This is a genomic window from Cyclobacterium sp. 10D3-21 (assembly GCF_055809755.1).
Genome location: NZ_CM147924.1, coordinates 2,783,821 through 2,810,134, shown reverse-complemented (window position 1 = coordinate 2,810,134; position 26,314 = coordinate 2,783,821). Strand labels below are relative to the sequence as shown.

Below are 26,314 nucleotides of genomic sequence, written 5' to 3'. Positions count from 1 at the left end.
GAACGTATTGAAAAAAAAGAAGGTAATTAATTTAAAGTATATTATTTCGTGTCCAACAAGCGATTATACGCATTAAAAATCTCCTTTTGTATGGATTTTCTTTCAAATCTATTAATTACTCTTTGGTAAAGATTGTCAGCATAGCCTTGCATATCAGCTCTTTTCACAAATGCGAACTCCATAGCCTCCTTAAGGGCGGACACAAGACCGACCTGAAATACCAGAGCCGTTTTTTTATGCTTCACTAAGTCAGTGTTACCTGGGATATCAGAACAAATGATAGGACAGCACATCGCTCCTGATTCCAATAAGACATTTGGGAAACCTTCCCTATAAGATGGATGGATAAGTACATCTGAGATAGCCATGTAATGCGCTACATGATCTGTCCATGGTACATGTACTATTCGGGGATGATCATTTATCTGATTAATGGTTTTGGGGTCAAGGGGATTAAGGTCTTGCTCAAAATCTCCCAGCAATATTAATTTAGAACGGTTGACTATTTTAGATTGGATAAAAGCTTCTACCAAATCTGCTATTCCTTTATCCTTTACTAACCTACCCACAGTTAACATCAAAAAATCATCATCTCCCGGCACAATTCTCATGGTAGCCGCCACCAAATGGTTTTCTTGAAGATTATTCCTATCAAAGACATTTAAGTCAACTCCATTAGAAGATCCATCACCAATTACCCTAACCTTCTTTGGGTTAACCAATTTTTTTTCCAATATATATTCCATTAAAGAATGGGAATTGGGCCAAACTTCATCTGCAAAACGATAGGTTATTTTCTCTATATCAGATAGAAACTTAGCCTTCTTACCTTTTTCAACTATAAAAGGAAGACCAGCCAATGTATGAATCTTTACTGGAACGCCTGCCAATCGAGCGGCAATCATGCCAAGTAAGCCTGCTTTTGGCGTATGTGTATGTACAATATCAGGTTTTTCCCTTTTAAAAAGTTTGTAAAGTAACCACAAGCAATAAATGTCTTTAAGTGGTGTAATCTTTCGGGTAAAAGGTATTATCTCTTTTCTTATGCCTTTTTCGTTTTTTAATACATCATACCATTCTTTTCCTTCTGCACTTACCATGAGCACGTCAAAGCCAGCATTTGACATGTAACTCATTTGGTTTTTTAGTAATAATTTGAGAGAAATGGGAACAGTAGTGATCCTAATCAATTTTGGCATTCAGCTATTATTTAATTAAAAGGTCAAATATACCTATTAAATCGGTTGAAAAATAAAATATTCAATTCAGTAGTCAGCTATTTTTTCACTTTAGAAACGAATGGAATTGGTAAAAAGTAGCAATTCAAGAGGATTTATTTTTCCCGTTCAAAAGGCAAACTGAATTATACCTTGAAACTAATCAATAAACTTTTTCCTCCGTCTAAAACATTTGATACAAAAGTGGAGAACTTAATCGGAATATCGAGCAATTAGGGTATTTAGATCACCTCTATAATTAAGAGCGTCTTATCCGAACAACAAGAATGTTAGTATTTGTAAAGGGTTACTCACAATTTGTCAATAAAGAGCCTAATAATTTTGGATCTAACCCCTTTATTACGGCTGTTTTAAAATAAAAACATGCTTCCATAGTTTTTTTCAATTTCAGGTAGATTTCACCCTTGGTGGCATAGGCAATTGCATATTCAGCATCAAGTTCAATAGCCCTCTCTATGTCTTCCATTGCTTTTCCAAAATCATTAAGCTTCATATGTGTATCTGCTCGATTATTGTACAATATAGCTTCATTGGGATTAAGGTTTATTAATCTATTAAAATCTTCCAAAGCTTCTTGATATTCACCTTCTAGCTTCTTTAAAATAGCCAAATTCGAGGCAACTGCAAAGCTCTCAGGATTAATTTCAAGGTACGTTTCCAAATCCATTCGAGCTTTTTCCAGATCACCTATTTTTCTAAAAAGTTGTGACCGATTAATGTAAGCATTTTCATTTTCCGGATCCAATATTAGTGCTATTTCGTAATCCTTTAATGCCCCATTTTCATCGCCTAATTGTGATCTCAAAGATGCTCTATTTGTGAAGTAACTAGGTATGTCTGAATTTAAATCAATGGCTTTGTCGTAAGACTTTAAGGCTTTTTCATTCTTGTTTATTCTCCTTTGAACAGTACCTAAATTTGAGTAGTAAGTAGATAGTTTATCCCTTTTTTATCTTTCTTAATAAGTTTCTTTAAATTGATTTCAGTGCATTCGTAATCTTTATTTTCCAAACACCGTGTCAATGAGAGACTTAATTCTTGGATTGACTGAGAATACGTATTTGTTAAAGAAATAATAAATAAAAAAATCACTGATAAAATAAATTTCATAACCTTTTTTTAAAGTGGTTAAACCCACGGTTTAAACAATCTGCGTTTTTAATTATTTAATTTGCACTACAAATCTAGTATGTTTTTAATTATAATTACAATGGCAATTACTTTGAGTATTCAAGTTTATACCCGCGCAATAATTATGGCAGATAAGTCTTAATTGAATTCTAAATTTAGATTCAAGAATAGCATTTTACCTAACAGACTTCACTACTAGCTTATATGCTGAACTGAAACTTATCTGCTTCACTGACTTTCAATATTGATTGCCAAAAAAAGGTTTCCTGGCTCTATTATTAAAGAGTGTAATCACAAGATAGTCAGATTTTGAAGTGATTTTAATACGTGGAAAATAGTCTATTGCATATTTCAAGTTAATTGATTTTAAGGGCATTTTTAATTTTTTCAACCACAATTTGCTTGAAAACATTTTTGAATCGGGGATGAAAATTACAAAAAGCAAAAAGGGTGAGAAAATTCTCACCCTTTTCATAATTAATAAGTTGAAATAAATTAGTCGAATGCTGGGTCTTGAACCAATGTTGGTGAACCATCCTTGAACGAACGTTCTATAGCTTCCAAAGGCACTGGAAAATATTCATGCACTCCTTTGTCAAAATTAGCACTGCTGAGATAGGTTCTTTTCGTACCTTCCTCGTCGAGGTATTCGTTCATTGTTTCCGCTGAAATGCCCCAGCGTTGCAAATCAAAGAACCTATGCCCTTCCATGGCAAACTCAAGCCTGGTTTCCATTCTTACAGCTTTTCTCGCAACAGCCTGATCAGTCCATGGCGAATCATACGTTGATATCATATAATTGGCAGCATATTCTCCATCAACTATTGTATAATCATTTCTTTCAGCTCCCTGAATGGCCTTGGGTACAAAACCTTCAGGATTAGCAGCTCTCGTTCTGATTATATTAACAAGTTCTCTTGCTCTTTCAAGATTTCCAAGCTCCACTTCAGCTTCAGCAAGCCACAAAATCACCATACCCAAACGCATTATTCTATAGTTGTTAGCCGACAGTCTGGGATTGGAACCGATCCCGAAAAACTCAGGTTCTGCCACATGTTTGATTGGGGAATAAGGCCCTGCATAATTTTGGTCCCTAATGAAGTCACTTCCGTGAATTTTATACCTTTTATAAAGCACCCCTCTTCTACCTACTGTATGGTCTAATCTAGGATCTAATGGAGCTGCATAAGCATTGAAAGGATCGTCCCAAGCCAATCCCTGATCATTGTTCACATCACTATCATTGAAAGTGTCCAATAAAGGGAGGCCCTCTGAGGTAGTTTTAAATGCATTTACCAAATTTTGAGAAGGCTGGTAAAATCCGCAACATCCCCATGGATCTGTATAGGGATAATTTAAGGTAGTACCTTCATTGGCAGCAGCTGTAGTTGCACTTGATATAGAAAATTGAATCTCAAATATTGACTCCTCATTGTTCCTTCTTCCTACCAGGAAATTTTCCTCAAAGGTATTTGTCAATGTAAACGGTCCATTGTTCAAGATATCGTCCAAAAGCGTTTTCGCTTCAGCTAAAACTGTGGTATTCGCTACACCTGTAGATTGATCCCAACCTTGAAACATTTTGGCTTTGGCCAGAAAGGCTTGCGCTGCCCATTTAGTAGGTCTACCCACGTCCACTTGAGATTCTGGTAACACATTCATTGCTGCCTCAAAATCCGCCTCAATGTCAGGCCAAATTTCCTTGTCATTCGGAACCTTACTACTCTCCAAATCTATCAGATCGAAAGTATTGTCGTCAATATAAGGGACTTTTCTCCACATTTTTCTGGCTTCAAAATGGAAAAATCCTCGCAAAAACCTGGCCTCAGCAATAACTTGCGCTCGTCTTTCGGCCGATACATCATCGGCATCCTTCAGCGTGTTTAGAACATCATTTGTCCTTGCAACTCCTTTGTAAACGGCCCTCCATTTGTTTCTTAAGTGAAGATTGGTGGGCTGAAAATCAAAAGCTTCTAAAAAGGATTGTTCAGGTTGGTCACCTGCATCTGTACCTTTATAGGCATCATCGGAAACTACTCCCCCATATACCCAATTGTCTATGGTGCCATTCCATCCAGACTGACCATCCAAACCGTATCCATCTATCATTGCATAGGCTCCAAGTAAAAGCCCTTCAACTCCTTGGCCATTTGCCAAATCTACTGTACTGAATTGGCCTTGTGGCACTGTTTCCAAGAACTCTTCCTGACAGGAAGAAATGGACAATCCCAGTACAATTGCTGTAGCTATTTTAAAATATTTATGTCTCATTTGTTTGCTTCTTTATGTTATGATTGATTAAAACGTAACATTTAATCCCAAAATCAAATTTCTGGAGATCGGCATATAACCTCCATCAAACCCAACTGTATTGTTACTTCCTGTTTGAATTTCAGGATTAGTTCCTGAATATTTCGTCACAGTGAACAAATTCTGTCCTTGGAAATAAATGGCTGCATTACTCATACCAATTTTCTTTAGCAAAGCATCAGAAAGGTTATAAGTCAATTGCACGTTTCTCATTCTAAAATAAGAGCCATCCTCAACAAAATAACTGGAAGGTCGGCTACTCACCTGGTCATTTATATCCATGATTGGGAAAGTTCCTCCAGGATTACTAGGTTGCCAAGCATCATACAATGCAGTCTTGGATTTATTCCCCTGAAACGTATTAAAATCAGTCCAGTAATTGATATAATTAAAGATATCATTGCCAACAGATCCATTCCCAAATAAAGCAAGATCCCAATTTTTATACCCTAAACTAAGGTTAATTCCATAAACAAAATCTGGATGAGGATTTCCAATCACTGTCCTATCAGCATCGGTGATCACACCATCCTCGTTAACATCCTGAACTTTGAATTTACCCACAGCATTGTAATTACCGTAAGCGGGATGGGCGTCAGCTTCCTCTTGAGTTTGGAATATCCCCAGGTTGTTGTAACCAAAGAAGGAAGAAATTGGATAGCCAGTTTGTGTGATGGTAACCGATGGCACCCTTGTGGATGTTCCAAACAACACATTGTCATCATTTGCAGCCAAATTATCCACGTTATTTCTGTACATAGAGATGTTTCCAGAAACACCATACCTAAGGTCTCCACCCAATGCGGTATCATCCATTCCTAAATTTAGGTCAATACCCTTATTGGTCATCTGCCCAACATTGAAGAAGGGAGCCGTAGCATCTCCATGACCATAATTAATGGGGGTTTGAAACAACATGTCAGAAGTTACCCTGTTCCAAAGGTCTAATTCAAAATAATACTTACCGTCCATAAACTCTACATCCAACCCTATATTATTGGAGGTAGTTGTTTCCCATTTTGCATTAGGATTCCCAAAACGCTGGGTGTCAAAACCCAATGCCGGAGTAGAACTCGATCCATCAATTGGATAACCTGCATTAAAGATATTAGACCTATAAGTAGTATAAGCATTGTAATCTCCTATCAGTTGATTTCCGGTTTTACCCCATCCGTACCTTAATTTCATATCGGAAACAAAAGGCAATGCCTCAGCTACAGCTGCCTCATCTGATAATCTCCAACCCAAACTAAAGGCAGGGAAGGTCGCATTCCTAGAAGCTGCCAGGAATCTTGATGATCCATCATTTCTCAAAATGAATTGAACCATGTACTTACCATCGTAAGAGTAATTCAATTTACCAAATTGAGAATACAGTCGGTAGTCACTTTCTACACTCCCAAAGTTTGTCGCCGTGTTTGGATCTCCTAAGTCAAGATATGAAATAATTGGATTGGTTTCAAAAGCAAATCGCTGACGGGAGGCACCGAATATTTCTCCAAATTCTTTAATGGATTCTAAGCCCAGATAAGCATCAAAAGCATGAACATCATTAAATGTTTTTGTATAACTTACTGTATTGGTCCATACCCACTGATAAGAATAGGAGTTTTCAGCAGTAGAGCTATTTACAAAATTACCCTCCACATATTCAGGCTGAGGTCTACCTATATACCTTGCTCTACGGTTGTTGGCATCTATACCAAAACTAGACCTGACATTTATATTGTCTGTTAAATCTATTTGCGCATAAACATTACCAAATGCCCTCAACTCAAGATTCCTATTGTCTTTCGCTCTTTCCAAAAAGGCTACTGGGTTGTAGTTGTTCCCAAGATTTGCACCACGGCTTCCAGCAAAATTACCCATAATGTCATATACAGGCAATAGAGGATGTTGGAGGGAGGAACTAAAAACAGCATTTTGCTCTTCATTGTTTCCTCTTGATCCATTGCCAAAACCACCTTTTCTGTTCCCTACTGTCACAGAAAGATTTTCGCCCACAGTAAGTCTATTATTCAGAGCTTTAAATTCTGTATTTGCCCTTAATGAATACCTATCATAGCCAATATTGTTGATTACTCCATCCTGACTGAAGTAATTAAGGGAAAGGGCATACCTTCCATTTTCGGTACCTCCATTAGCCGTTACCTGATAACTTTGAATAGGTGCTGTCCTTGTGGATTCTTTCCACCAGTCCGTATCCGCAGATCGGGTAATCGGGTAAATATTTCCCGGCCTAAGGGCGTAAAGGCTTGGATCTACTCCAGGGTCTCCTTCCATTGCTCCACTTGGGAAAACATAATCCGGAATACTTACTTCACCATTTGGACCCCAGCTATATTGCCCATGAGTCGGAGTAGTATTTGGATTGCCGTAAATATTGGCAAGATACAAATACTCACCTAACTCCTCTGCATTTAGTGGATCAGGACTACGGTCTGAGGTTTGAGTGCCGTAATAGGCATTAAATGAAATTGTTGGCTTCCCTACTTTACCACGTTTTGTGGTAATAATAATCACCCCATTGGCCGCTCTAGAACCATAAATGGAAGCTGCAGAGGCATCTTTTAATATCTGGATGGATTCGATATCATTCGGGTTTAAATTACCCTGTTCCTGAGTTGGAACACCATCAATAACATACAAGGGATCGTTGTTATTAATGGTCCCAAAACCCCTAATTCTCACTGTCGCTCCACCTCCGGGAGTAGCATCATTGACAATCGTGACACCAGCAGCTCTTCCTTGTAACTGTTGGGCAAAGGTGGTAGCTGGAATGGCCAATAATTGTTCAGAATCAACCGAGGTTACCGCACCGGTAATTTCCCTCCGTGATTGAGAGCCATAACCTGTTACAACCACTTCATCAAGACCACTCAGACCTTGCTCTAAAACAACATCAATGGTATTTCTATTTCCAACTACTTCTTCCACATTATTAAAACCCAAAAAGGAAAAAACCAATGTAGATTGTTGGTTAGCAACTGAGATTGTGAAATTACCATCCAGATCAGTGACTGTACCACTAGATGTACCTTTTACTAATACGGCAGCACCTGGAAGAGGGTCTCCCAAGTCGTCCGTAACGGTACCTGTAACTTCTATTTGTGCTAAAGCAAAGCTTGTACTCACAAATATCGAAAACAGTACCAAACTGCATAATTTGTAAATTTTTAACATAAGCAAATTTTAGGTTTAAGTTATTAATCGATTAATTAAAGCTTATTCATTCTTATTGGTATATAACGTAATCAAACAAACCATATAAAACTAATATATGTTTAAAATTATAAAATTTAATTGGAAGATTTTGGCTGAACTCCCATCTTGTAGAAAATCCAATTCCATTATTTGGAAATGTATCCGATATGGATAATAACTAGATTAACATAAATTGTTTAAATTTGGCTGTCTGTTTTAGCTAAACAATAATAAAATTTTTTCGACTAAATTTTAATTAACTATTGATTGCAATTTTACCATTTTTTCCATCAAACAAAAGCATTTTTAGATTATTTTTTCTTCGATAAAAAATTCAATTTTTAATCCTCGATTACATTCATTTTAAAGCAAAAACAATAGTATTTCACCACTTAAAGTTAAAAATATTATATTTTAATTGTATGATTTTTTCATAAAAGTATATGTTTTATTGGGCTAATAATCTGTTTTCAGATTTATATTCTAAACTAATTGTTTGTTTAATTAAAAAATTTTAAACTCAAAATACCACTATTATAAAGAATCAGTCCAATTTAAATTTATTTAGTTGAGGGTTTATCCTATCTCTTTAAGGCTTATTTTAAGCCATTATATATTATAAATTTTGGATGCCAATAAATACATCATTTTCCGGTAAGGTTACCGATCCAAATTCGCTCTATTAAAAAATAATAAATCATAGCTCATCTCTAATGCTGGCTTCTTATAAAAATTCAAATCCTAAGTATTCCACCTTAAATTACTTTTTACCTTAAAGGAATTAAATGGTAGCGTACACATTTTCACTTCCTTAATTGTTAGGACGATTCAGCTTCACACCCCAAACTCAATAAACAATAGTCTATCTAACCAAAAACTCAATGAAAATGCTACCCTAGGAAGTGGTTATTTTATTTTGTGCAAAAAATTATGAACTGAGAAAAATAATTCTATCCTCATTCTATTGAATTTAATTTGAATTTCACCAAACAAATATTAGATTTAACACCTCCACACCAAATCCCAAAATATTGCCAAATTCATTCTTAATTCTAGTGAAGAACTCCTTTTGGTTAGGAATATGGATTAATTGCTTTTTCATGGTAAGTTGTAATTCCCCAAGAGACCAAGGGCCCTCCCCTGCCATGTCACCAGAAGAAGCCCTTCAGTTATTTGAAATAAACAATGACTTATCCATCCAACTTGTAGCAGCAGAACCGTTAATTGAGGATCCTGTTTTTACAAGTTTTGATGAAGATGGTAGATTGTGGGTAGTTGAGATGAGGGGATTCATGAATGACATCGCCGGATCGGACGAATTAGAACCCAATGGTAGAATTTCAATATTAGAAGATCGAGATGGGGATGGCTTAATGGACATAAGCACCATCTATTTAGACAGTATCATTATGCCCAGAGCCCTTGCTGTAGTTAAGGGTGGTGCATTGGTAGTTGAAAACATGTCACTTTGGTGGACCCAGGACCTGGATGGAGACCTAAAAGCCGACACAAAGGTTTTGATCGACCCTGATTATGCTGGAAGTAATTTACCAGAGCATTCGGGTAATGGATTACTTAAAGGGATTGACAATTGGTATTACAATGCTAAATCTAGGTTTCGGTACAAATTCAAAGACAATCAATGGATAAAAGAGACCACAGAATTCCGGGGCCAATGGGGGATTAGTATGGATGATTTTGGCAGGCTTTATTACAATTACAATTGGTCACCCTTACATGCTGACCTCGTTCCTCCCAATTATTTCACCAGAAATGAGCATCATAGCACCACTTCAGGGCTTGACCATGGCCTTACCATAGACAGAGGGATTTATCCCATCCGAGAAAATCTAGCCATCAACAGGGGTTATATTCCAGGGATTCTGGATGAAAAAAACCGATTGAAAGAATTTACTTCAGCATGTTCCCCATTCTATTTTAGAGAAAACGGACTTCCCTCTCAGTACAAAGAAAATGTTTTTGTTTGTGAGCCCTCTGGTAATTTGATAAGAAGAAATGCGATTGTTTCCAATGGAATCCAGCTTTCAGCGGTTTCCCCTGATGTTGGTCATTCAGTGGTTGCCTCACATGATGAAAGGTTTCGACCTGTAAGCCTAACATCAGGCCCTGATGGGGCATTGTACATCACAGACATGTACAGAGGATTGGTACAACACGGTGCCTATATATCCCCTTATTTAAAAGAAATCACGATCGAACGGAAATTGGTGCAGCCTACTCATTATGGAAGAATTTGGCGTGTTACTGCTAAAAATTGGCAACCAAAACCTTTACCGAAATTATCCAGCTACACTGGTCCTGAACTTGTAGAAACCCTGGCACATCCCAATGGTTGGTACAGAGATATGGCACAAAGACTACTAATAGAAAGTAATGATAGCTCGACCTTATCCCTTCTGAAAAATATGGCTTTGAATAAGGAAAATCCAATTGGGCAGCTTCATGCCTTATGGACCCTGGAAGGACTTGAACGATTGGATGAAAACATGCTTTTTACCTTATTGGAAAAACCAGAAAGACAGCATGCGATGGTTTATACACATGCCCTAAGACTGGCAGAGCAGACTTCCAAAACTAACGCTCAAATTAGAAAGCGACTTGAAAAAGTTATTCTTCAAAATTTGAAAAAAATCACCAATGAAGAGTTGGCACTTCAAATGATTCTTTCTGCTGGAAGTTTGTCTCCAGATGTTTCCAATGCCAGTATTTTGGCTATTCTCGAAAACACAATTGATCAACCGATATTCAGGGATGCGGCACTAAGTAGTCTACCTAACCAGGAATTTAACTTTTTGCAATTTTTGATGGAAAATAACGCCTGGAAAGAAAAATCAGCCCCAAAAGCAATCTTTCTGGAAATGCTCTCTTCTGCTATCAGTAAAAAAAATAGCCCTGAAGAAATGCAACAGCTTATAGCCATTTTAGAGCAAAGAAACCCCTCTCAAGATTGGCAGGCTTTATCCATTTTCACTGGTATGGCCATGGCTGGTGCCCAAAACAAGAGCGAACCAATTGACCTAAAATCAGCTCCTAAATTCCCCAACACTATCGCATTTGTCAAAAGTAATTTAAAAACCACAGAATGGGACAACCTATTCAATTGGCCTGGGAAAGAGGTTAAAATTGACTCCTTGTCAAGTATTAACCAATTGTCAGCCCTTGAAAAAGCCTCGTTTGCCAAGGGAAGGCAGTACTTTTTAAGTACCTGTGCAGGCTGTCACGGAGGAAATGGTGAGGGGGTAAAAAGGATGGGCCCTCCGCTAAACAAATCAGAATGGGTAACCGGAAACGAGACAAAGCTTGCCATGATCCTACTTCATGGACTGGAAGGTCCGATTTCAGTAAGCGGAATAAAATACAGTAGCCCTGATATATTACCAGTAATGCCATCCATGGCTAGCCTGGATAACAGCACCATTGCAAACATCCTTACTTATATAAGGAATGAATGGGACAATCAGGCAAAAGCGGTAAAGAGTGGTACAGTGGCCGATATTAGAATTTCAACCCAAGGAAGGGTTTTTCCATGGAAACCTGAAGAACTACTGCTCTTCAAGCCTCCGGTAAATGCCCCTAAATAACCTTAAGCGAATTATGGAAGAAAATATAAAGAATGGCTTTGATTCAAATTCATTTAATGCCCGACGAAAGTTTTTAAAAAATGCTGGTTTGGGCTTATTGGCGATGTCAATGCCTGAGTTGCCTGCAATTTTTGACAAGACAAAATTGGGTATCGTGGTTCATTCCTATGGGAAAAGGTGGCATGCATCCCATCAAAGCAGCAATTACCCAGGATTCTCCGACGCAAGTGATCTATTGACGCATTGTTATGAAATCGGAGCTGGCGGTATCCAGGTGGGTGTCAATGGTTGGACGGAAGATTTTACCCGGAAAATAAGAGACCAGCGGGAAAGTCTTGACATGTACCTGGAGGGGTCAATAGGAATACCTAAAAAAGAAGCTGAATTGTCTGATTTTGAGAAACAAGTAATCCTGGCCAAAGAAGCAGGGATACAAGTTCTAAGAACAGTAAGTCTTGGTCCGAGGAGGTATGAAGCGTTACATAGCCAGGAGGCATTTTTAAGCTTCCAAAAACAGGCAGAGCAGATGCTTGAAAAAACGGAACGAATATTACGCAAACACAAAGTCAAACTGGCTATTGAAAACCACAAAGATTGGCGTGCAAATGAATTGGTTCAATTGATGAAGGGGATCTCGAGTGAATGGGTTGGTGTAACCCTAGATTTCGGGAACAGTATTGCACTAATGGAACAACCTGAACACACCCTCCAACTTTTGGCACCCTATGTATTCTCTACGCATGTAAAAGACATGGCCGTAACTCCTTACTCGGAAGGCTTCCAACTATCAGAAGTACCATTAGGCGAGGGCCTCATTGACCTCAAGAAGATTGTCAACACTTGTAAAGCGCACAATCCATCCATAACTTTTAATCTTGAGATGATTACCAGAAACCCTTTGCTTATCCCTTGTTTGACACCTGCCTATTGGACAACCCTTGAGCAAGTTCCAGCCTCAGAATTGTCCGAAATCCTGGCTTGGGTTAACTCAAATGGCAGCACACTTCCAAGCATCAACGCCTTAGCTCCAGAAGCTTTATTGGCAAAAGAAGAGGAAAACGTTTTAACCTCATTAGCATACAGTAACAAAAATTTAAACCTCTAAATTAAGAATCATGATCAACAGCTTACCAGGAATAAAATTATTTAACCTAAGTGGAAAAACCGCAATTGTAACAGGAGGCTCAAAAGGTTTAGGACTGGCCATGGCCGCAGGGCTAGCCTCAGCCGGAGCTAATCTTCTAATCGTCAATAGAACAGAAAGAGATGGGGAAATAGCTGCTGAAGAAATCAGCAAAGGATTTGGCGTAAAAGCCCTGTCATTTGCCGCTGATATTTCAAAAGAAGAGCAAACCAATGCGATGGCTGACTTTGCTATGGAAGCTTTTGGTAGCATCGATATTTTGATAAATAGCGCTGGAATAAATATCAGGGGGGCAATAGATGAAGTTAGCCTTGAAGATTTCAATAAAGTGATGGAAATCAATGTCACCGGCACCTGGCTTTGTAGTCGTTCAGTGATTCCCCATATGAAAGCCCAAAAGTCAGGGGCAATAATAAATCTGGCGAGTACACTAGGCGTGGTAGGGCTTGCCAACCGTACGCCATACACTTCTAGCAAAGGGGCTATCGTACAAATGACCCGAGCGCTAGGTCTCGAAATGGCTCCATTTAACATTAAAGTCAATGCTATCTGTCCGGGACCATTTCTTACAGAGATGAATATCCCAGTGGCCGATGATCCTGCCACCAAACAATTCATTATTGGTGCAACAGCCTTGGGAAGATGGGGTGAACTAAAAGAAATACAAGGAGCAGCCATATTCCTGGCCAGTGATGCGGCAAGTTATATGACTGGTTCCTTACTGACAGTAGACGGTGGCTGGACAGCTAAGTAAACTTCGTTTTAGTATAAATATTGATTAAGCCAGCACGCTGGCCAAAATCAAAATAATGCCCATTGCCGTAAAGGAAAGAATAACTGTTCCAAGACTATGTGACTGGTAGCCTTGTTTGATATTCATGCCTGACAACTGCGTCATGGCCCAGAAGAAACTATCATTCGCATGGGACACGGCAATGGCTCCGGCACCGGTGGCCAATACTGTAAGTACGCGCATAATCTCTGTATCCAAGCCTAAGGCTGGCATCAAAGGCACCATGATTGAAGCCGTTGTCACCAAAGCGACGGTAGAAGAACCCTGTGCTGATTTCAAGGCAAAGGCCATGGCAAAAGGTAGGAATAAACTTAAATTCCCTGCGCTCATCAAACCACTTATTTGATCAGCAATTCCAGAGTTTTGTAACATTTTACCAAATACGCCTCCTGCACCAGTGATTAGAATTACTGGTGCACCTATCAACAATGCTTCACCAAACCAACCTGAAGAAGACAAAACTTTTTTATCAAGTTTTTCAGGCAAGCTAAATGCTAAAAAAGCACCTAATAACAGGGCTATTATTGGGTTACCAATAAATAAGATCAGAGAGGTAAACAGGTTATCGCCAAAAGGTTGTGTAGGGTATGCTGCTATAGAAGACAGGATAATTAGTACCAATGGAATGATGATAGGCATGAAGGATTTACCTAAGGAAGGATTTTTTGTTGTTTTGCCCAGTTTATCAATTTCAGCAAATACAGGAACCAAATGAATTTTTGAAACCCAATATTTACAAAAGAAATAACATGGCACCAATCCTAGTGCACTAGTAATTAGGCCAAAGAAAATTATCTGGCCTAAATCCGCGTCAAGTATTCCAGCTGCCGCTATGGGTCCGGGGGTTGGCGGCACCAAAGAGTGGGTTGCAGTAATCCCCAATGTCAAGGCTACTGTAGTGGCCGTATACGGCAGTTTTCCTTTAAAGGACAGGGATTTATTGATGGGGTTGAGCATGATAAAAGCACTGTCTCCAAAAACTGGAATAGAAGAAATATAGCCTGTAATCATCATTCCCAGCATGACCGACTTTTTTCCTACCCAGGACAAAACCTTTTGAGCAATTACAAATGCACCACCTGATTTTTCTAAAAAAGTGCCAATTACTACTCCAAAAAGAATCAATAAGCCGATCCTACCCAGCACTCCCCCAAAACCCTCAGTAATAGAACTAATGATCAGTTCTGCAGGCATGCCTGACATAAGACCATACAGGATGGCCCCACAGAACAAAGCAAGAAAAGGATGAATTTCAAATTTGATAATCGCCACAATTATTATGGCCAATGCCAATAGAATCAAAATAAAGATAAACATAGATCGGTTTTTGGGTTTATATTCTATAACAAATAAAGCAATTTTATTTAAACTTCAATCGTTAAACAGAATTTTCATGAAATAGAACGCTAAAAGCTCTATTTTCACCACCCTAACCAATTAGAGTCGTTTAATATATTGTATTTCAACTGGCTCAATCAGGTATTGGGCATCTTCCTTCCCTGATTGTATTATTTTTACTATGTCCATTCCTTTAGTCACCTGACCAAATGCGGCAAAACCGAATCCATCAGCATTTCTCTCCCCTTCGAAGTCCAACTCAGGCTGATCATTAATACAAATAAAGAAGGAGCTTTGCGCACTATTGGGTTCAAACCGAGCCATGGAAAGTGTCCCATCCTTGTGTTTTAAACCTGTTACCCTGGTTGTTTCTATGGGAATTGGGGGTAATAATAAGCTATCAGGAACATCTCCCCCCTGAATTACTTCTATTTGTATTTCCCGGTCTGCCTCATTTTCTGGCGTACAAACTCTGAAAAAGCTGGATTTTAGGTAAGCACCACTGTTAACATAGGCCCGGAAGTTCTCAACCGTGATCGGTGCGATCTCTGGATACACCTCCACATCAATAGTACCGACTTCGGTCACAATTTGGTACTTTTCTATTTGCTGGGCTTGGATTGAACCGCTTAATAAAACCAGCAGCATGCACTTGAAAAATCTAATCATTGTTTTCACATTTAAAGGTATAGAAGGTGCCATTTAAAAATACGAAAAGTAAATGGATTATGGGCTACAACAACTCCTTTGGAATATTAAAAACTGCAATTCCGGGGTCTTCGTCAGTAGTCATACCATAGATTTCATTCGTCTCTTCATTGATCAAGAAATTGTTGATCGATCTATCCAGCATTAACTTCCAGAGTGGTTTTCCTTTGTGATCAAAAACCCAAATTTGTTCAGCCATTATAGCTGTTTTGTTAAATTCAGATGAACTTACTCCTGCATAAGAAGCAAAAATATGTTTTTTAGTGACTACAGCATCTCTATAGTGATAGCGATGGTTCGAACCTAAAAACAAATTACCATCAATTATTTCGAATGGAGGCAATTCCAAAGCTGGCCCATCTATGATGACAAACGATTTGTCTCGATTATCGAAAATCTCAAGTCTGTCCCTTCTAAGGCCAACCCTAATAAATAACCCTTCATCTGCATTTCCTTTAAAAAAACCACCGTTTAATTCTGCCAGTTGATAATCATTCAGGTCAGGCCTATCCTTTTCCTTCTCCCATTCTCCATATCCTCCAATTTTATTTCCAGCTTTATCAAATTCCAGAATTCGGTTTTTAACTTCTTTCGATATACCCAAATAACTACTGTAAGTAGCCAGTTTAAAAGACCGAAGAACCTGCATAGGCTCGGGCAGTTTCCACTCACTTTTACCCAATAATGTAGCATCAGACATTGAATATTCAACCAATCTCCTCCTATTGACTGAATAGACCCAAAAAGTATCGTCGTTTTTTTCGCTATAAACCAAGCCAGCATCGGTTACCTCCAAAGGACCTTCTCCATATTTTCCTTTTGGTTTATCATAAGTCCAATCTTTAGAATCGATAATATGAATACGAGGATGTTCTTGAGGAACTCTCATTCTTTCAAAAAGCAGCACTTTCCTACCTACTAAACCAATATTAGAAGGGCTGAGAACCTCTTCAAAAAAATATTTTTCAGAAGCAATGGACATTACTTTGAAATCCTCCTCCTTTATAATTCTGTAATTACCTTTCTCAGATTCTTTCTGACAAGAAACGAGTGCAAAAACAAATAAGACTAGAATTAATCTGTTCATTCTTAAAGATATAGGTAATCTATCACAATTCCACTTTCAAAAGGAATTTAAACAGCCCAGTCGAAAGCAATTGATTTATTCACAATGGGTAATGCCACTGTCTAATAGTTCTACTGCATGAGCCGTAGGCAGTCCCAAATTAGGGCTTAGGTAAGGAATCCCCCAACCCATACCTCTTAAAACAAATAAGACACCCATAAACATCACAAAATACGGCATTGCCTTGTTCATTTTCATCCTAAAGTTCATCGAAAAAATATCTTTTGAAAACATTAGCAAAATCATCACTGGAAAAGTGCCTAAGCCAAAAACGAACATATAAGCCATCCCCATCACCGGACTTTGTAAAGCTAGAGAGGCGACCAAGGCCATGTAAACCATACCACAAGGCAAGAACCCATTTAGAATCCCTGTCATAAAAAATGCTTTTCTACCACCTCTTTTTATCGATTTCCCCAGCTGCGACTTAATTTTTATTAATGTGGTGGAAAAAGAGGAGCCTGTAATCCATTTTTCAGATTTCTTGTAAAAAAAAGCCAGGCCTATAATTAATAATCCCAATACAATAGAAACCCACTGCTGTATTCCTGCAAGAGAAAGGGAGAAACCGACCATACCTACCAGGCCTCCCAACAAAGAATAAGTCACAGCCCTTCCGGAGTTGTAGAGTAATTTATTGAAAAGGTATTTGTTCCTGTCTTTCCCTGCTAAGGCAAGCGCTATCGGTCCACACATACCTATGCAATGAAAAGAACCCAGTATTCCCCAAATAAAGGCTGTCCAGATCATTTAGATATCAATTTTCTTTTCTTCAAAATAAGCAATTCCATCTGCCTCCCAGGTCATTTTCATTTTCCAGTATCCAGGCGCCAGCTCTTCAAGTGGCAAAACATTGGCTGCAGAATCTTTTATTTCCACTTTAATCTTTCTGTCCAACCTGGCATCCGAAGGCCTAAATAAATGCAATTCTCCACTCGCCCCTACAGGTAATTTGAACTGTAAAGTCTTGCTTACCGCATCAAACTGCATGACCTTACCTTCGGTGGCTTTGGTGTTTGTCACCCTATCAATATGTTCCTGGTATTTGATTTCTTCTGCATAATAATTCTCAGTAACCAAGTGAATATCATCTTGTTTAACACAAATGGTCACCAAAGTGGCCATTAATCCGATAAAAACGACCAATAACAAGAAAATTCCATTTCCCCAATTCATATAGCTCTCATTTAAAATGTGTTATTTACCGACAGGTCCCATAAAGCTGGTGGAAATCCTATCAATTGTTTCCCCATTTTGTTGCAATAAAAGGTCAACATTTTGTTGAGGGACTTTCATGTCCTTCTGTGCTTTAACCAGAAAGAATCTACCTTCAAATTTTGATTGTCCATCAAGACGCCAATCCGTATGCCCCACTTTTTCAATGGTAAAGGTAGGATCATCAGGAACCAGGGTAACTTCTTGTTCCTCGAAAGTCTTATTAATTAAGGTTACTTCATAAAGGTTACTTATTTGCGCATCCTCTCTGGCCTGATAGGTCATTCCTCTAAACCTGGTGACGGTAGCCCCTAAGTCCTCTCTGGTTGATAACAATGCCACAAAACCAATGATCAGCAACAAAAGAATAGCAGAATATGCTTTTACCCTTCCAGTAATTAATTTCGAAGTACCTGTAATTATACTGTTTTCAGAAGCATAACGGATTAATCCTTTAGGTCTATCCACTTTCTCCATTACATCATCGCAAGCATCCATACACGCAGTACAATTAACGCACTCCATCTGCACGCCATTTCTGATATCTATTCCGGTAGGACAAACTTGTACACATAGCGTGCAATCTACACAGTCTCCAGCTGGCTCAGCTTCCACCTTGTTTTTTCTAATTGGAGCCCTGGGTTCACCTCGCTTATAATCATAAGTCACATTAATGGATTGGTTATCGAGCAATACTCCTTGAAGTCGGCCATAAGGACACACCACGATACAGGCTTGCTCTCTAAACCATGAAAATACAAATAGGAAGATTCCGGTAAAGGCCAATAGGCCAAAGAAACCTGCTAAATTCTCCGATGGCGAAGAGGTAACGATCTCCATGACATTGTCAATTCCGATAAGATAAGCCATCACGGTATGTGAAATCAGCAAAGAAATAAGAATAAAAAGAGACATTTTGATTGTCTTCTTTCTTATTTTCTCTCCATTCCAAGGCATGGCATCCAATTTTCGTTGCTGATTGGCATCTCCTTCTATCCAGTACTCTATCTTACGGAAAACCATTTCCATAAAAAGTGTCTGGGGGCAAGCCCATCCACAAAACACCCGCCCAAATACCACCGTGAACAGAATGATAAATACAAAGAAAATCAAAAGTAAGAATATCAATAAATGCGTATCCTGCGGCCAAAAAACCGCTCCAAAAATGATGAATTTTCGCTCAAAGATATTGAACAGTAACCAAGGTCGACCGTCCACTTTGATAAATGGTCCTGCAAATAATATCCCCAGCAATAACCAAGAAAAATAGGTTCTGTATTGATAGAATTTTCCAGATACTTTTTTGGGAAAAACCCAATTTCTCCCTCCATCTTGGTTTACAGTACCGAGTGCATCCCTGAATTTTTCTGGATTAAGATTTTCATTTTTGATAGCCATGTTTTTATGAAGTTTTAATGTGAAATGTCGGGTTTGGAATAAACACCAAACCCGACTTCTAGGCTTTATTCCGCAGGTACTGCACCTAAATCTTCATCTCCCAATGCATCTATTGGTTTCTCGATGGCTGGTTCATATTTCTCACCTTGTGGCTCTTTTGGATTGGCTGGTGAGGTGCCTTGTAATGAAAGAATATAACTGGAAACCTGTTGCATTTCCTCGGGCCCAAGCTGATCCTGCCATGGAATCATTCCCTTTTCAATTACACCATACTTCACCACCTTAAAGACACTCTTGATATCCCCTCCGTGTAGCCAGTATTCATCCGTAAGATTTGGACCTACTCCTCCTCCACCATCCATTGCGTGGCAGGCGGCACAATTGCCCGTAAACAATTCTTTGCCAGCTGCTAATGCTGGAGTAGAGGTATCCTCCTCCACATTGGTTTCATCTATTGATGTCAGCATCATCGCACCTCTTGCTTCTTCTTCTATAGCTGCTTGTTCTAAAGACGCTTCATATTCCTCTATTTGAGTCATCCCAATTCCGAGTACAGAATAATAGAGAAAATAAACAATAGCGGAAAAAATGGTCAGGTAAAAGACATATCTTAACCATGGTGGCATAAAATTGTCAAGTTCCACGATTCCATCATAGCTATGATTCAACTGGATATCTTTCTCTTCTTCTATAGGTTTGAATTTTCCGACCACATATTTGGTCTTGAATTTTTCCCACCAAGAAGGGGCTGCTTCAAGAGCAGGGTTTTCCTTTCTCAACGCAGTCATTAAAAATGAAAGCATATAGATCATCAATCCAATTATGATGACTATCACAAGTAAAACAACCACTATAATGGCCAGAAGGAGCAAAGTGTTGCTATCCATTTGCTGCATTTGTGATGTAAAGCTTGTTTCCGTTTCCTGCGCAAAGCCAGGGACAGCCATCAACAAACACATCAGGGTGACTCCAATCAGTTTAAACGTTTTCATTAGACTTATCGTTTTGAGGTTCATCATTGAATGGCATTTCTTTCATGTGGTCCACGTAGGTTCTATCTACCTTAAGGACCCACCAAAACATTCCGATAAAGAAAATTACAAATATCAATAAGGAAATGATGGGGTATATCTCAACGTTTTCCATCGAGCTTAAAATATTTTTTTTCATCTCTTTTTTATTTTATTCGTTGTCAGGCGAAGCCTTTTTAATATCAGTACCCAATCGCTGCAGGTAAGCAATCAAAGCAATAATTTCAGTATCTGGCAACACTTCAATTCCAGCTTCTTTAAGATTATTTGCGATCAATTGTGCCTGACTTTGAAGGTCTTCAATGGCTTTGACATCATAACCTTCTGGATAAGGAACGCCTAGCTTCTGCATGGTTCGAATTTTAGCTTCGATATTGCTATGATCCATGACATTGGTGGTCATCCATGGATAAGGGGGCATCAATGAACCCGGAGACATACTTCTCGGATCTACCATGTGGTGGTAATGCCAGCTATCTGGGTACTTGCCTCCCACCCTATGTAAATCTGGACCAGTCCTTTTGGAGCCCCACAAAAAGGGTCTGTCATATACAAACTCTCCAGCTTTGGAGTATTCGCCATAACGTTCCGTTTCAAACCTGAAAGGACGGATCATCTGAGAATGACAGCCAACACAACCATTGGAAATGTACAAATCTCTACCCTGTAACTCTAGCGGCGTATAAGGCTGCACACTGCTAATTGTAGGTATATTGGATTTCACGAGAATGGTAGGAATAATCTCTACTATACCACCAATTAAGATAGCGATGGTTGCCAAAATAGTGAAAAACACAGGTTTTCTCTCCCATGCCCTGTGCCAAAATTCCTTTTTATCAGGAACATGTTTTGCCAAGGCTGGTGCCTCATCTTCTTCTTCTTCCAGAAAGGATCCGGCCGCCGCTGTTTTGACAAGGTTATAGACCATCATAATGGCTCCACTTAGATAAAGTAATCCTCCAAATGCGCGAAGCATGTACATGGGAACTATTTGGATAACCGTCTCAAGGAAGTTTGGATAAGCCAAACGGCCTGTGTCTGCAAATTCTTTCCACATCAAACTTTGGGTAAGTGCTGCAACATACAACGGCAAGGCATAAAAGAGTATCCCTAATGTACCTAACCAAAAGTGGGTATTGGCCAATTTGGTTGAGTACAATTTTGTTCTCCACATTCTAGGCCATAACCAATACAACATGGAAAAAGTAAGGAATCCATTCCAACCCAACCCACCAATGTGAACGTGTGCTACAATCCAGTCAGTATAGTGAGCTATAGCATTTACACTTTTAATAGAGAGTAGCGGACCTTCAAAGGTGGCCATACCATAGGCAGTCACAGCGACAACCATAAACTTTAGTACAGGGTCTACCCTAACTTTGTCCCAAGCTCCTCTAAGCGTAAGAAGTCCATTCACCATACCTCCCCAACTTGGAGCAAGCAACATGATTGAAAAGGCAACGCCTAAAACCTGTGCCCATTCAGGCAATGCGGTATATAGCAAGTGATGTGGTCCTGCCCAGATATACAAGAATATAAGCGACCAGAAATGTACGATAGAAAGCTTATAGGAGAATATAGGTCGATTGGCAGCTTTCGGTAAGAAATAGTACATCAATCCCAGAAAAGGGGTCGTAAGGAAAAATGCAACTGCATTGTGTCCATACCACCATTGCACCAAAGCATCTTGAACCCCGGCATACACTGAGTAACTTTTGAACAAAGAAACTGGTAAAGCGAGGGAATTGAAAATGTGCAAAACGGCTACTGTGACAAATGAGGCAAGGTAAAACCAAATGGCCACATACATGTGCTTTTCACGGCGTTTGATGAGTGTACCAATCATATTGGCACCGAATGCAACCCATATGATGGTAATGGCAATATCAATTGGCCATTCCAACTCTGCATACTCCTTTGAAGACGTTAAACCCAATGGAAGGGTAATAACTGCAGAAAGTATAATGGCTTGCCATCCCCAGAAATGAATCCAACTAAGGGTTTTATTCCACATTGGAGCCTTCAGTAGACGCGGCATAGAATAATAAACGCCGGCAAAAATGGCATTCCCAACAAAGGCAAAAATTACCGCATTCGTATGAAGCGGCCTTATCCGACCAAAAGTCGTATAAGGATTGCCTAAATTGGCTTCGGGTAGAAATAGCTGGGTAGCAGCAAGCAGCCCTATCAGCATGCCAGCAAGTCCCCAAATCATGGTGGCCGCGCCGAAGAATTTTACGATCTTGTTATCGTAACTAAACTTTTCAAGTGTCGTTCCTGACATATCACTTCTCTTTTTTAGGTGGTTTTTTGTTCGCTTTATTTTTTGTTTTTTGATCAAATAATATCCTGATAGCTGGTGTGTGTTGGTCATCAAACTGTCCGCTTCTCATCGCTTTAAAAAAAAGCCATAAAAACCCTCCAGCCAACGTCAAACTCACCCCGATCAAAATAAAAATTACTTCCATTTTATTATCTTCTTATCGTTTAATCCTATCCTATACGCCTGATAATTTGTGGCTAATGTCGTAAACAACACCACTGAAATACTACTTGCAGGCATTAGAATTGCACTCAAAACCGGACTTACCAATCCTTGAATTGCAAAAAAGATCCCAACAGCATTGTAGGTAAAACTCAAACCAAAACTGGCTTTTATTATGCTTCTTCCCGTCCGTGCAAACTTTAAGTACTGTGGCAACAGATTAAGCTTGTCTCCATCCAGAATAGCATCACTTGCAGGACTAAAATGAGAGATATTATCGGTAACGGCAATCCCAACTTCACCTGCCTTAAGTGCTCCTGCATCATTCAACCCATCGCCAACCATCAAAACATGTTTGCCCTGTGCTTGCATGTCACGAATATGTGTCAATTTATTCTCTGGAGACTGCTGAAAATGCATTGCCACCTTATCCCCCAGCACTTTCTTTAAGTATTTTTCTTCATGATTATGATCACCCGAAAGCAAATGAACCTCATAAGAATTTGCTAAACCCGGCACCATTTTCTCTATTCCCTCTCTTACACCGCTTGCTATGCTGAAAACGCCCCAATGCATCCCGTCAATTACAAGATACACTTCATTTCCCGTATTAATGGCTTTGTTCTTATCTCCTACTCCTAAAAATAATGCTGACCCTAAACTTATGCTTCTGGATTGGTAATTGGCCGATAAACCTTTTCCCGGAATCTCCTTTACATTATCCAGAACTGCTGGCTTCACACCATTTAGCCATTGATTGATCCTATTGCTCAATGGATGCACAGAATAATTAACCAAAGCCTTAATCATTCGCTTTGATTCATTTGTTAAATTTTCTCCATGATAGGTAACAGTTGCTTTCGACGGAGCTGTGAGGGTTCCTGTCTTGTCAAAAACAAGCGTATCAATACCTGCTAGTTTTTCTATCACCTGGGTGTTTTTTAAATAAAAGCCACCTTTTCCAAAGATCCGCATCACATTTCCTAAAGTAAAAGGGGTAGACATGGACAAAGCACATGGACAGGTAATAATCAATACAGAGGTAAATGCTTTGACCCCAACAGAAATATCATTAAAACTCCAATAAATTAATGCCCCAAATGCAATAAAAAGAACTGTGAAAGTAAACTTTCCACTTATTCGGTTGGCCAATGAAGCCAGAGAGTCTTCCTGATTTTCCTTGGCAAAAGTTTCATGGTTCCATAGGTCCGTAAGGTAACCTTGAGAGGGAGATTTCTGGACAGCTAAGGTAATGGCTGCCCCCTTTTGCCTTCCTCCTGCATATACAAGCTCTCCTTTCTTTACAGGTACTGGTATTTCTTCTCCCGTCACAAAACTATAATCAATAGAAGCTTCATCGGCCAAAAGAAGACTATCTGCAGGTACCAGTTCTTCATTTCGAACTTTAACAATATCTCCCACATTAAGCTTTGTCAAAGGTATTACCTCCTCAAGGTCCTTCACCATTTTAGTAATGGCAATTGGGAAATAGGCCTTATAATCTCTATCAAAGGATAGGGTATCGAATGTTTTCTGTTGATAATATTTCCCTATTAAAAGAAAAAACAACAAGCCACCTAGTGTATCGAGATAGCCTTCCTGCCCAGAGACAAAAATCTCAAACAAGCTATAGGTAAATAAACTAATAATACCCAAGGCTATAGGCACGTCCATATTTACGGAACGATTTTTTATCGCTATCCATGCAGAACGAAAATAATCGGTAGCCGAATAAAAGACGACCGGTAAAGCCAAAAGAATGTTCAGGTAATTGAAAAGGCTATTAAAGCCATTTCCTAACAATTCTGCCTCTGAAAAATATTCAGGAAGACTGAAAAACATCATGTTACCAAAACAAAACCCTGCTACTGCCAATTGGTAGATAAGTCTTTTGTTATTCTGCGGCTTTTTTTTCTCACCCAAATCAGAAAGATTGATTCTCGGCTCATAACCGATATGGGATAGCAAACTAACCACAGATTTAAGACTGGTTTCTTTCAGTTGAAACTTTATTTGTACCTTTTTTTTAATAAAATCTACGCGAGAGGATATCACTCCTGGATTAAGCACGTAAAGGTTTTCCAATAGCCAAATACAGGATGCACAGTGGATCATCGGGATAAAAAAAGTCACATGAGCCTGCTCTTCATCCTTAAAGTCTATCAGCTTATTTATTACCTCTTCATCATCCAAATAATCAAATCGATTTTCTCTTAATGGATTCTTTTTCTGGTTGGTCCCGGGCGTTGTTTCAATATCATAATAATCACATAAATTATTTTCATTCAACACCTCATAAACAGTCAGGCAACCTGTGCAACAAAAATTTCTTTCGTCGTACATAAGCATCTCCTCATCACAGTTTTCACCGCAATGATAACAGCATATAATTTTGGTTTCTTCTGTTTTGCTTGGCATTTCTTGCATTTTCGGACAAGTTAATCCTTTAATATAAGTAAAAACATGACGAATATCATTGAAAACAATAATTTATAAAGCCAGATAAAATGATAATTTCTCGTACCACAGTCCTCCTTTATAAAAGTGAAACAGAACCTTGGCCAAATCGGCTTGATTATTTTTAGTAGTTACTAACACGGTTACCTGTTGTTTGACTGCATAAGACCAGAAATCTCCGATTCTATTGAAATTAAATTTAATGAAGGAGGTTTCAGAGGTACAATTGGTTACTTCCTGTATTATTTCCTGTTCTTCTTTTAATTTTGATTTGGGGATAAAAGCAGGGGATATAATGGTGGCTTTACTGTTTTGAAGGTTATTAGCGAATAAATTCAAGAATTGTTTAATAATCTTAGCTGACGCAGGACTTCCATCATAGTGAAAAAGAAGGCGGTCAAAAGAAAGCGCGCTATCATAAAGTAGTACTGGAATTTCGCATGGATTTTTTTCCAAAGGACTTGGCTGCTCCAACTTGTGTAGCCAATCTAGAATTTTAGGTAAATGTGCCGTATAAAGTACCGGTTGGGTGGCTAAATGAAATTGTTTCTTGCATGCTCCCTCACCAACACTTTTCTCGAAATCTTCTGGTATTGGGATTTCTTGATGTGCAGTAATTAATTCGCTTGGGAAAGCAAATTGTGTATCTAGCTTGGTTTGCATATACCTTTTATTTTCTACAAAGTTACGCTTGTAAATCCGTAGTCGAATTGACATTAAGAAGGTGTTAATATGATTAAAATCATGTTATTAATAGTAAAATATACAAGGAGTGAAATAAGAACTGCTTCAGAAGAAGCAGTGGTTCGTAGGAATTGACAAAGCGCTAAGGAAACATATAGCAGCCTCTCAGCCTATAGTCTATTCAGACTTTAGTTAAACCAAAAACAGGTCCTTTAGGGTTTGTTAATTTTTGCACCTACGCCTAAATAAACAAATCTTTGCCAGCCGCGATATAGCCCTAGGTAGGCTATTCAGTAAATTATTTTAATTATTAAGAGTTATCGTTACAGCCCTTACCTAGGTAAAAAGTTACCAACTTTTAAATTTTGAATTCAATCCGCTGACATCCATTTAATTGCAACCCAATTTAAAAAATCATCCTAATAATTAAAGGTAAATGGAAATAGAACA

Annotated in this window: 19 protein-coding genes; 3 read left to right on the top strand and 16 right to left on the bottom strand. The window is 38.7% G+C overall.

The genetic code is table 11. From position 1 onward, the window contains the following. Nucleotides 1-41: 41 nt before the first annotated feature. The 4 genes from AC0L7T_RS11360 to AC0L7T_RS11345 form a co-directional block, all read right to left on the bottom strand. Nucleotides 42-1,199 carry a glycosyltransferase family 4 protein gene (locus tag AC0L7T_RS11360; RefSeq protein ID WP_473342753.1) on the bottom strand — a complete coding sequence of 386 codons (1,158 nt, stop codon included), beginning with the start codon at nt 1,197-1,199 and terminating at the stop codon, nt 42-44. A 325-nt stretch (nt 1,200-1,524) separates the two neighbouring features. Beyond that, nucleotides 1,525-2,043 (bottom strand): tetratricopeptide repeat protein, encoded by a 519-nt coding sequence (locus AC0L7T_RS11355; protein ID WP_473342752.1) that lies wholly within the window; start codon nt 2,041-2,043, stop codon nt 1,525-1,527. Nucleotides 2,044-2,864: 821 nt separating this feature from the next. Continuing rightward, nucleotides 2,865-4,640 (bottom strand): RagB/SusD family nutrient uptake outer membrane protein, encoded by a 1,776-nt coding sequence (locus AC0L7T_RS11350; protein WP_473342751.1) that lies wholly within the window; start codon nt 4,638-4,640, stop codon nt 2,865-2,867. 27 nt (nt 4,641-4,667) lie between these two features. Then, nucleotides 4,668-7,862, bottom strand: coding sequence for a SusC/RagA family TonB-linked outer membrane protein (locus AC0L7T_RS11345; RefSeq protein WP_473342750.1), 3,195 nt, complete (start codon nt 7,860-7,862; stop codon nt 4,668-4,670). Nucleotides 7,863-8,983: 1,121 nt separating this feature from the next. Between AC0L7T_RS11345 and AC0L7T_RS11340 the strand changes: the two genes are divergently transcribed. From AC0L7T_RS11340 to AC0L7T_RS11330, 3 genes are read left to right on the top strand one after another with little or no spacing between them, the layout of a single operon-like run. After that, nucleotides 8,984-11,485 carry a DUF7133 domain-containing protein gene (locus AC0L7T_RS11340; protein ID WP_473342749.1) on the top strand — a complete coding sequence of 834 codons (2,502 nt, stop codon included), beginning with the start codon at nt 8,984-8,986 and terminating at the stop codon, nt 11,483-11,485. 13 nt (nt 11,486-11,498) lie between these two features. Next, nucleotides 11,499-12,590: a sugar phosphate isomerase/epimerase family protein gene (locus AC0L7T_RS11335; RefSeq protein WP_473342748.1), complete on the top strand. Its 1,092-nt coding sequence runs from the start codon at nt 11,499-11,501 to the stop codon at nt 12,588-12,590. A gap of 10 nt (nt 12,591-12,600) precedes the next feature. Then, complete coding sequence (locus AC0L7T_RS11330) at nt 12,601-13,383, top strand: SDR family NAD(P)-dependent oxidoreductase (protein ID WP_473342747.1); 783 nt, start codon at nt 12,601-12,603, stop codon at nt 13,381-13,383. A 24-nt stretch (nt 13,384-13,407) separates the two neighbouring features. On the opposite strand, the gene AC0L7T_RS11325 is transcribed toward AC0L7T_RS11330, so the two are convergent. The 12 genes from AC0L7T_RS11325 to AC0L7T_RS11270 form a co-directional block, all read right to left on the bottom strand. Then, nucleotides 13,408-14,739 carry a GntP family permease gene (locus AC0L7T_RS11325; RefSeq protein ID WP_473342746.1) on the bottom strand — a complete coding sequence of 444 codons (1,332 nt, stop codon included), beginning with the start codon at nt 14,737-14,739 and terminating at the stop codon, nt 13,408-13,410. A gap of 120 nt (nt 14,740-14,859) precedes the next feature. Then, nucleotides 14,860-15,429, bottom strand: a complete 570-nt coding sequence (locus tag AC0L7T_RS11320) for a peptidylprolyl isomerase (protein ID WP_473342745.1) — start codon at nt 15,427-15,429, stop codon at nt 14,860-14,862. A gap of 64 nt (nt 15,430-15,493) precedes the next feature. Continuing rightward, entirely contained in the window at nt 15,494-16,555 is a 1,062-nt protein-coding gene (locus AC0L7T_RS11315; protein WP_473342744.1) for a BF3164 family lipoprotein, read from the bottom strand. A 75-nt stretch (nt 16,556-16,630) separates the two neighbouring features. After that, nucleotides 16,631-17,344, bottom strand: a complete 714-nt coding sequence (locus tag AC0L7T_RS11310; protein ID WP_473342743.1) for a sulfite exporter TauE/SafE family protein — start codon at nt 17,342-17,344, stop codon at nt 16,631-16,633. Beyond that, the gene (locus tag AC0L7T_RS11305) at nt 17,345-17,770 is read right to left on the bottom strand and encodes a FixH family protein (protein ID WP_473342742.1); all 426 of its coding nucleotides are present in this window, start codon (nt 17,768-17,770) and stop codon (nt 17,345-17,347) included. Nucleotides 17,771-17,791: 21 nt separating this feature from the next. Next, nucleotides 17,792-19,207: a cytochrome c oxidase accessory protein CcoG gene (ccoG, locus tag AC0L7T_RS11300; RefSeq protein WP_473342741.1), complete on the bottom strand. Its 1,416-nt coding sequence runs from the start codon at nt 19,205-19,207 to the stop codon at nt 17,792-17,794. A gap of 65 nt (nt 19,208-19,272) precedes the next feature. Next, nucleotides 19,273-20,199 (bottom strand): cbb3-type cytochrome c oxidase N-terminal domain-containing protein, encoded by a 927-nt coding sequence (locus AC0L7T_RS11295; RefSeq protein ID WP_473342740.1) that lies wholly within the window; start codon nt 20,197-20,199, stop codon nt 19,273-19,275. Further along, nucleotides 20,186-20,377: a cbb3-type cytochrome c oxidase subunit 3 gene (locus AC0L7T_RS11290; RefSeq protein WP_473342739.1), complete on the bottom strand. Its 192-nt coding sequence runs from the start codon at nt 20,375-20,377 to the stop codon at nt 20,186-20,188. Before AC0L7T_RS11290 ends, AC0L7T_RS11295 begins: the two co-directional genes overlap by 14 nt. 12 nt (nt 20,378-20,389) lie before the next feature. Continuing rightward, complete coding sequence (gene ccoN / locus AC0L7T_RS11285) at nt 20,390-22,522, bottom strand: cytochrome-c oxidase, cbb3-type subunit I (protein ID WP_473342738.1); 2,133 nt, start codon at nt 22,520-22,522, stop codon at nt 20,390-20,392. Between the two features lies 1 nt (nt 22,523). Further along, nucleotides 22,524-22,706 (bottom strand): cbb3-type cytochrome oxidase assembly protein CcoS, encoded by a 183-nt coding sequence (gene ccoS / locus AC0L7T_RS11280; protein WP_473342737.1) that lies wholly within the window; start codon nt 22,704-22,706, stop codon nt 22,524-22,526. After that, nucleotides 22,697-25,150, bottom strand: coding sequence for a heavy metal translocating P-type ATPase (locus AC0L7T_RS11275; RefSeq protein WP_473342736.1), 2,454 nt, complete (start codon nt 25,148-25,150; stop codon nt 22,697-22,699). Before AC0L7T_RS11275 ends, ccoS begins: the two co-directional genes overlap by 10 nt. Before the next feature lie 63 nt (nt 25,151-25,213). Then, entirely contained in the window at nt 25,214-25,843 is a 630-nt protein-coding gene (locus AC0L7T_RS11270; RefSeq protein ID WP_473342735.1) for a hypothetical protein, read from the bottom strand. Nucleotides 25,844-26,314: the final 471 nt, after the last annotated feature.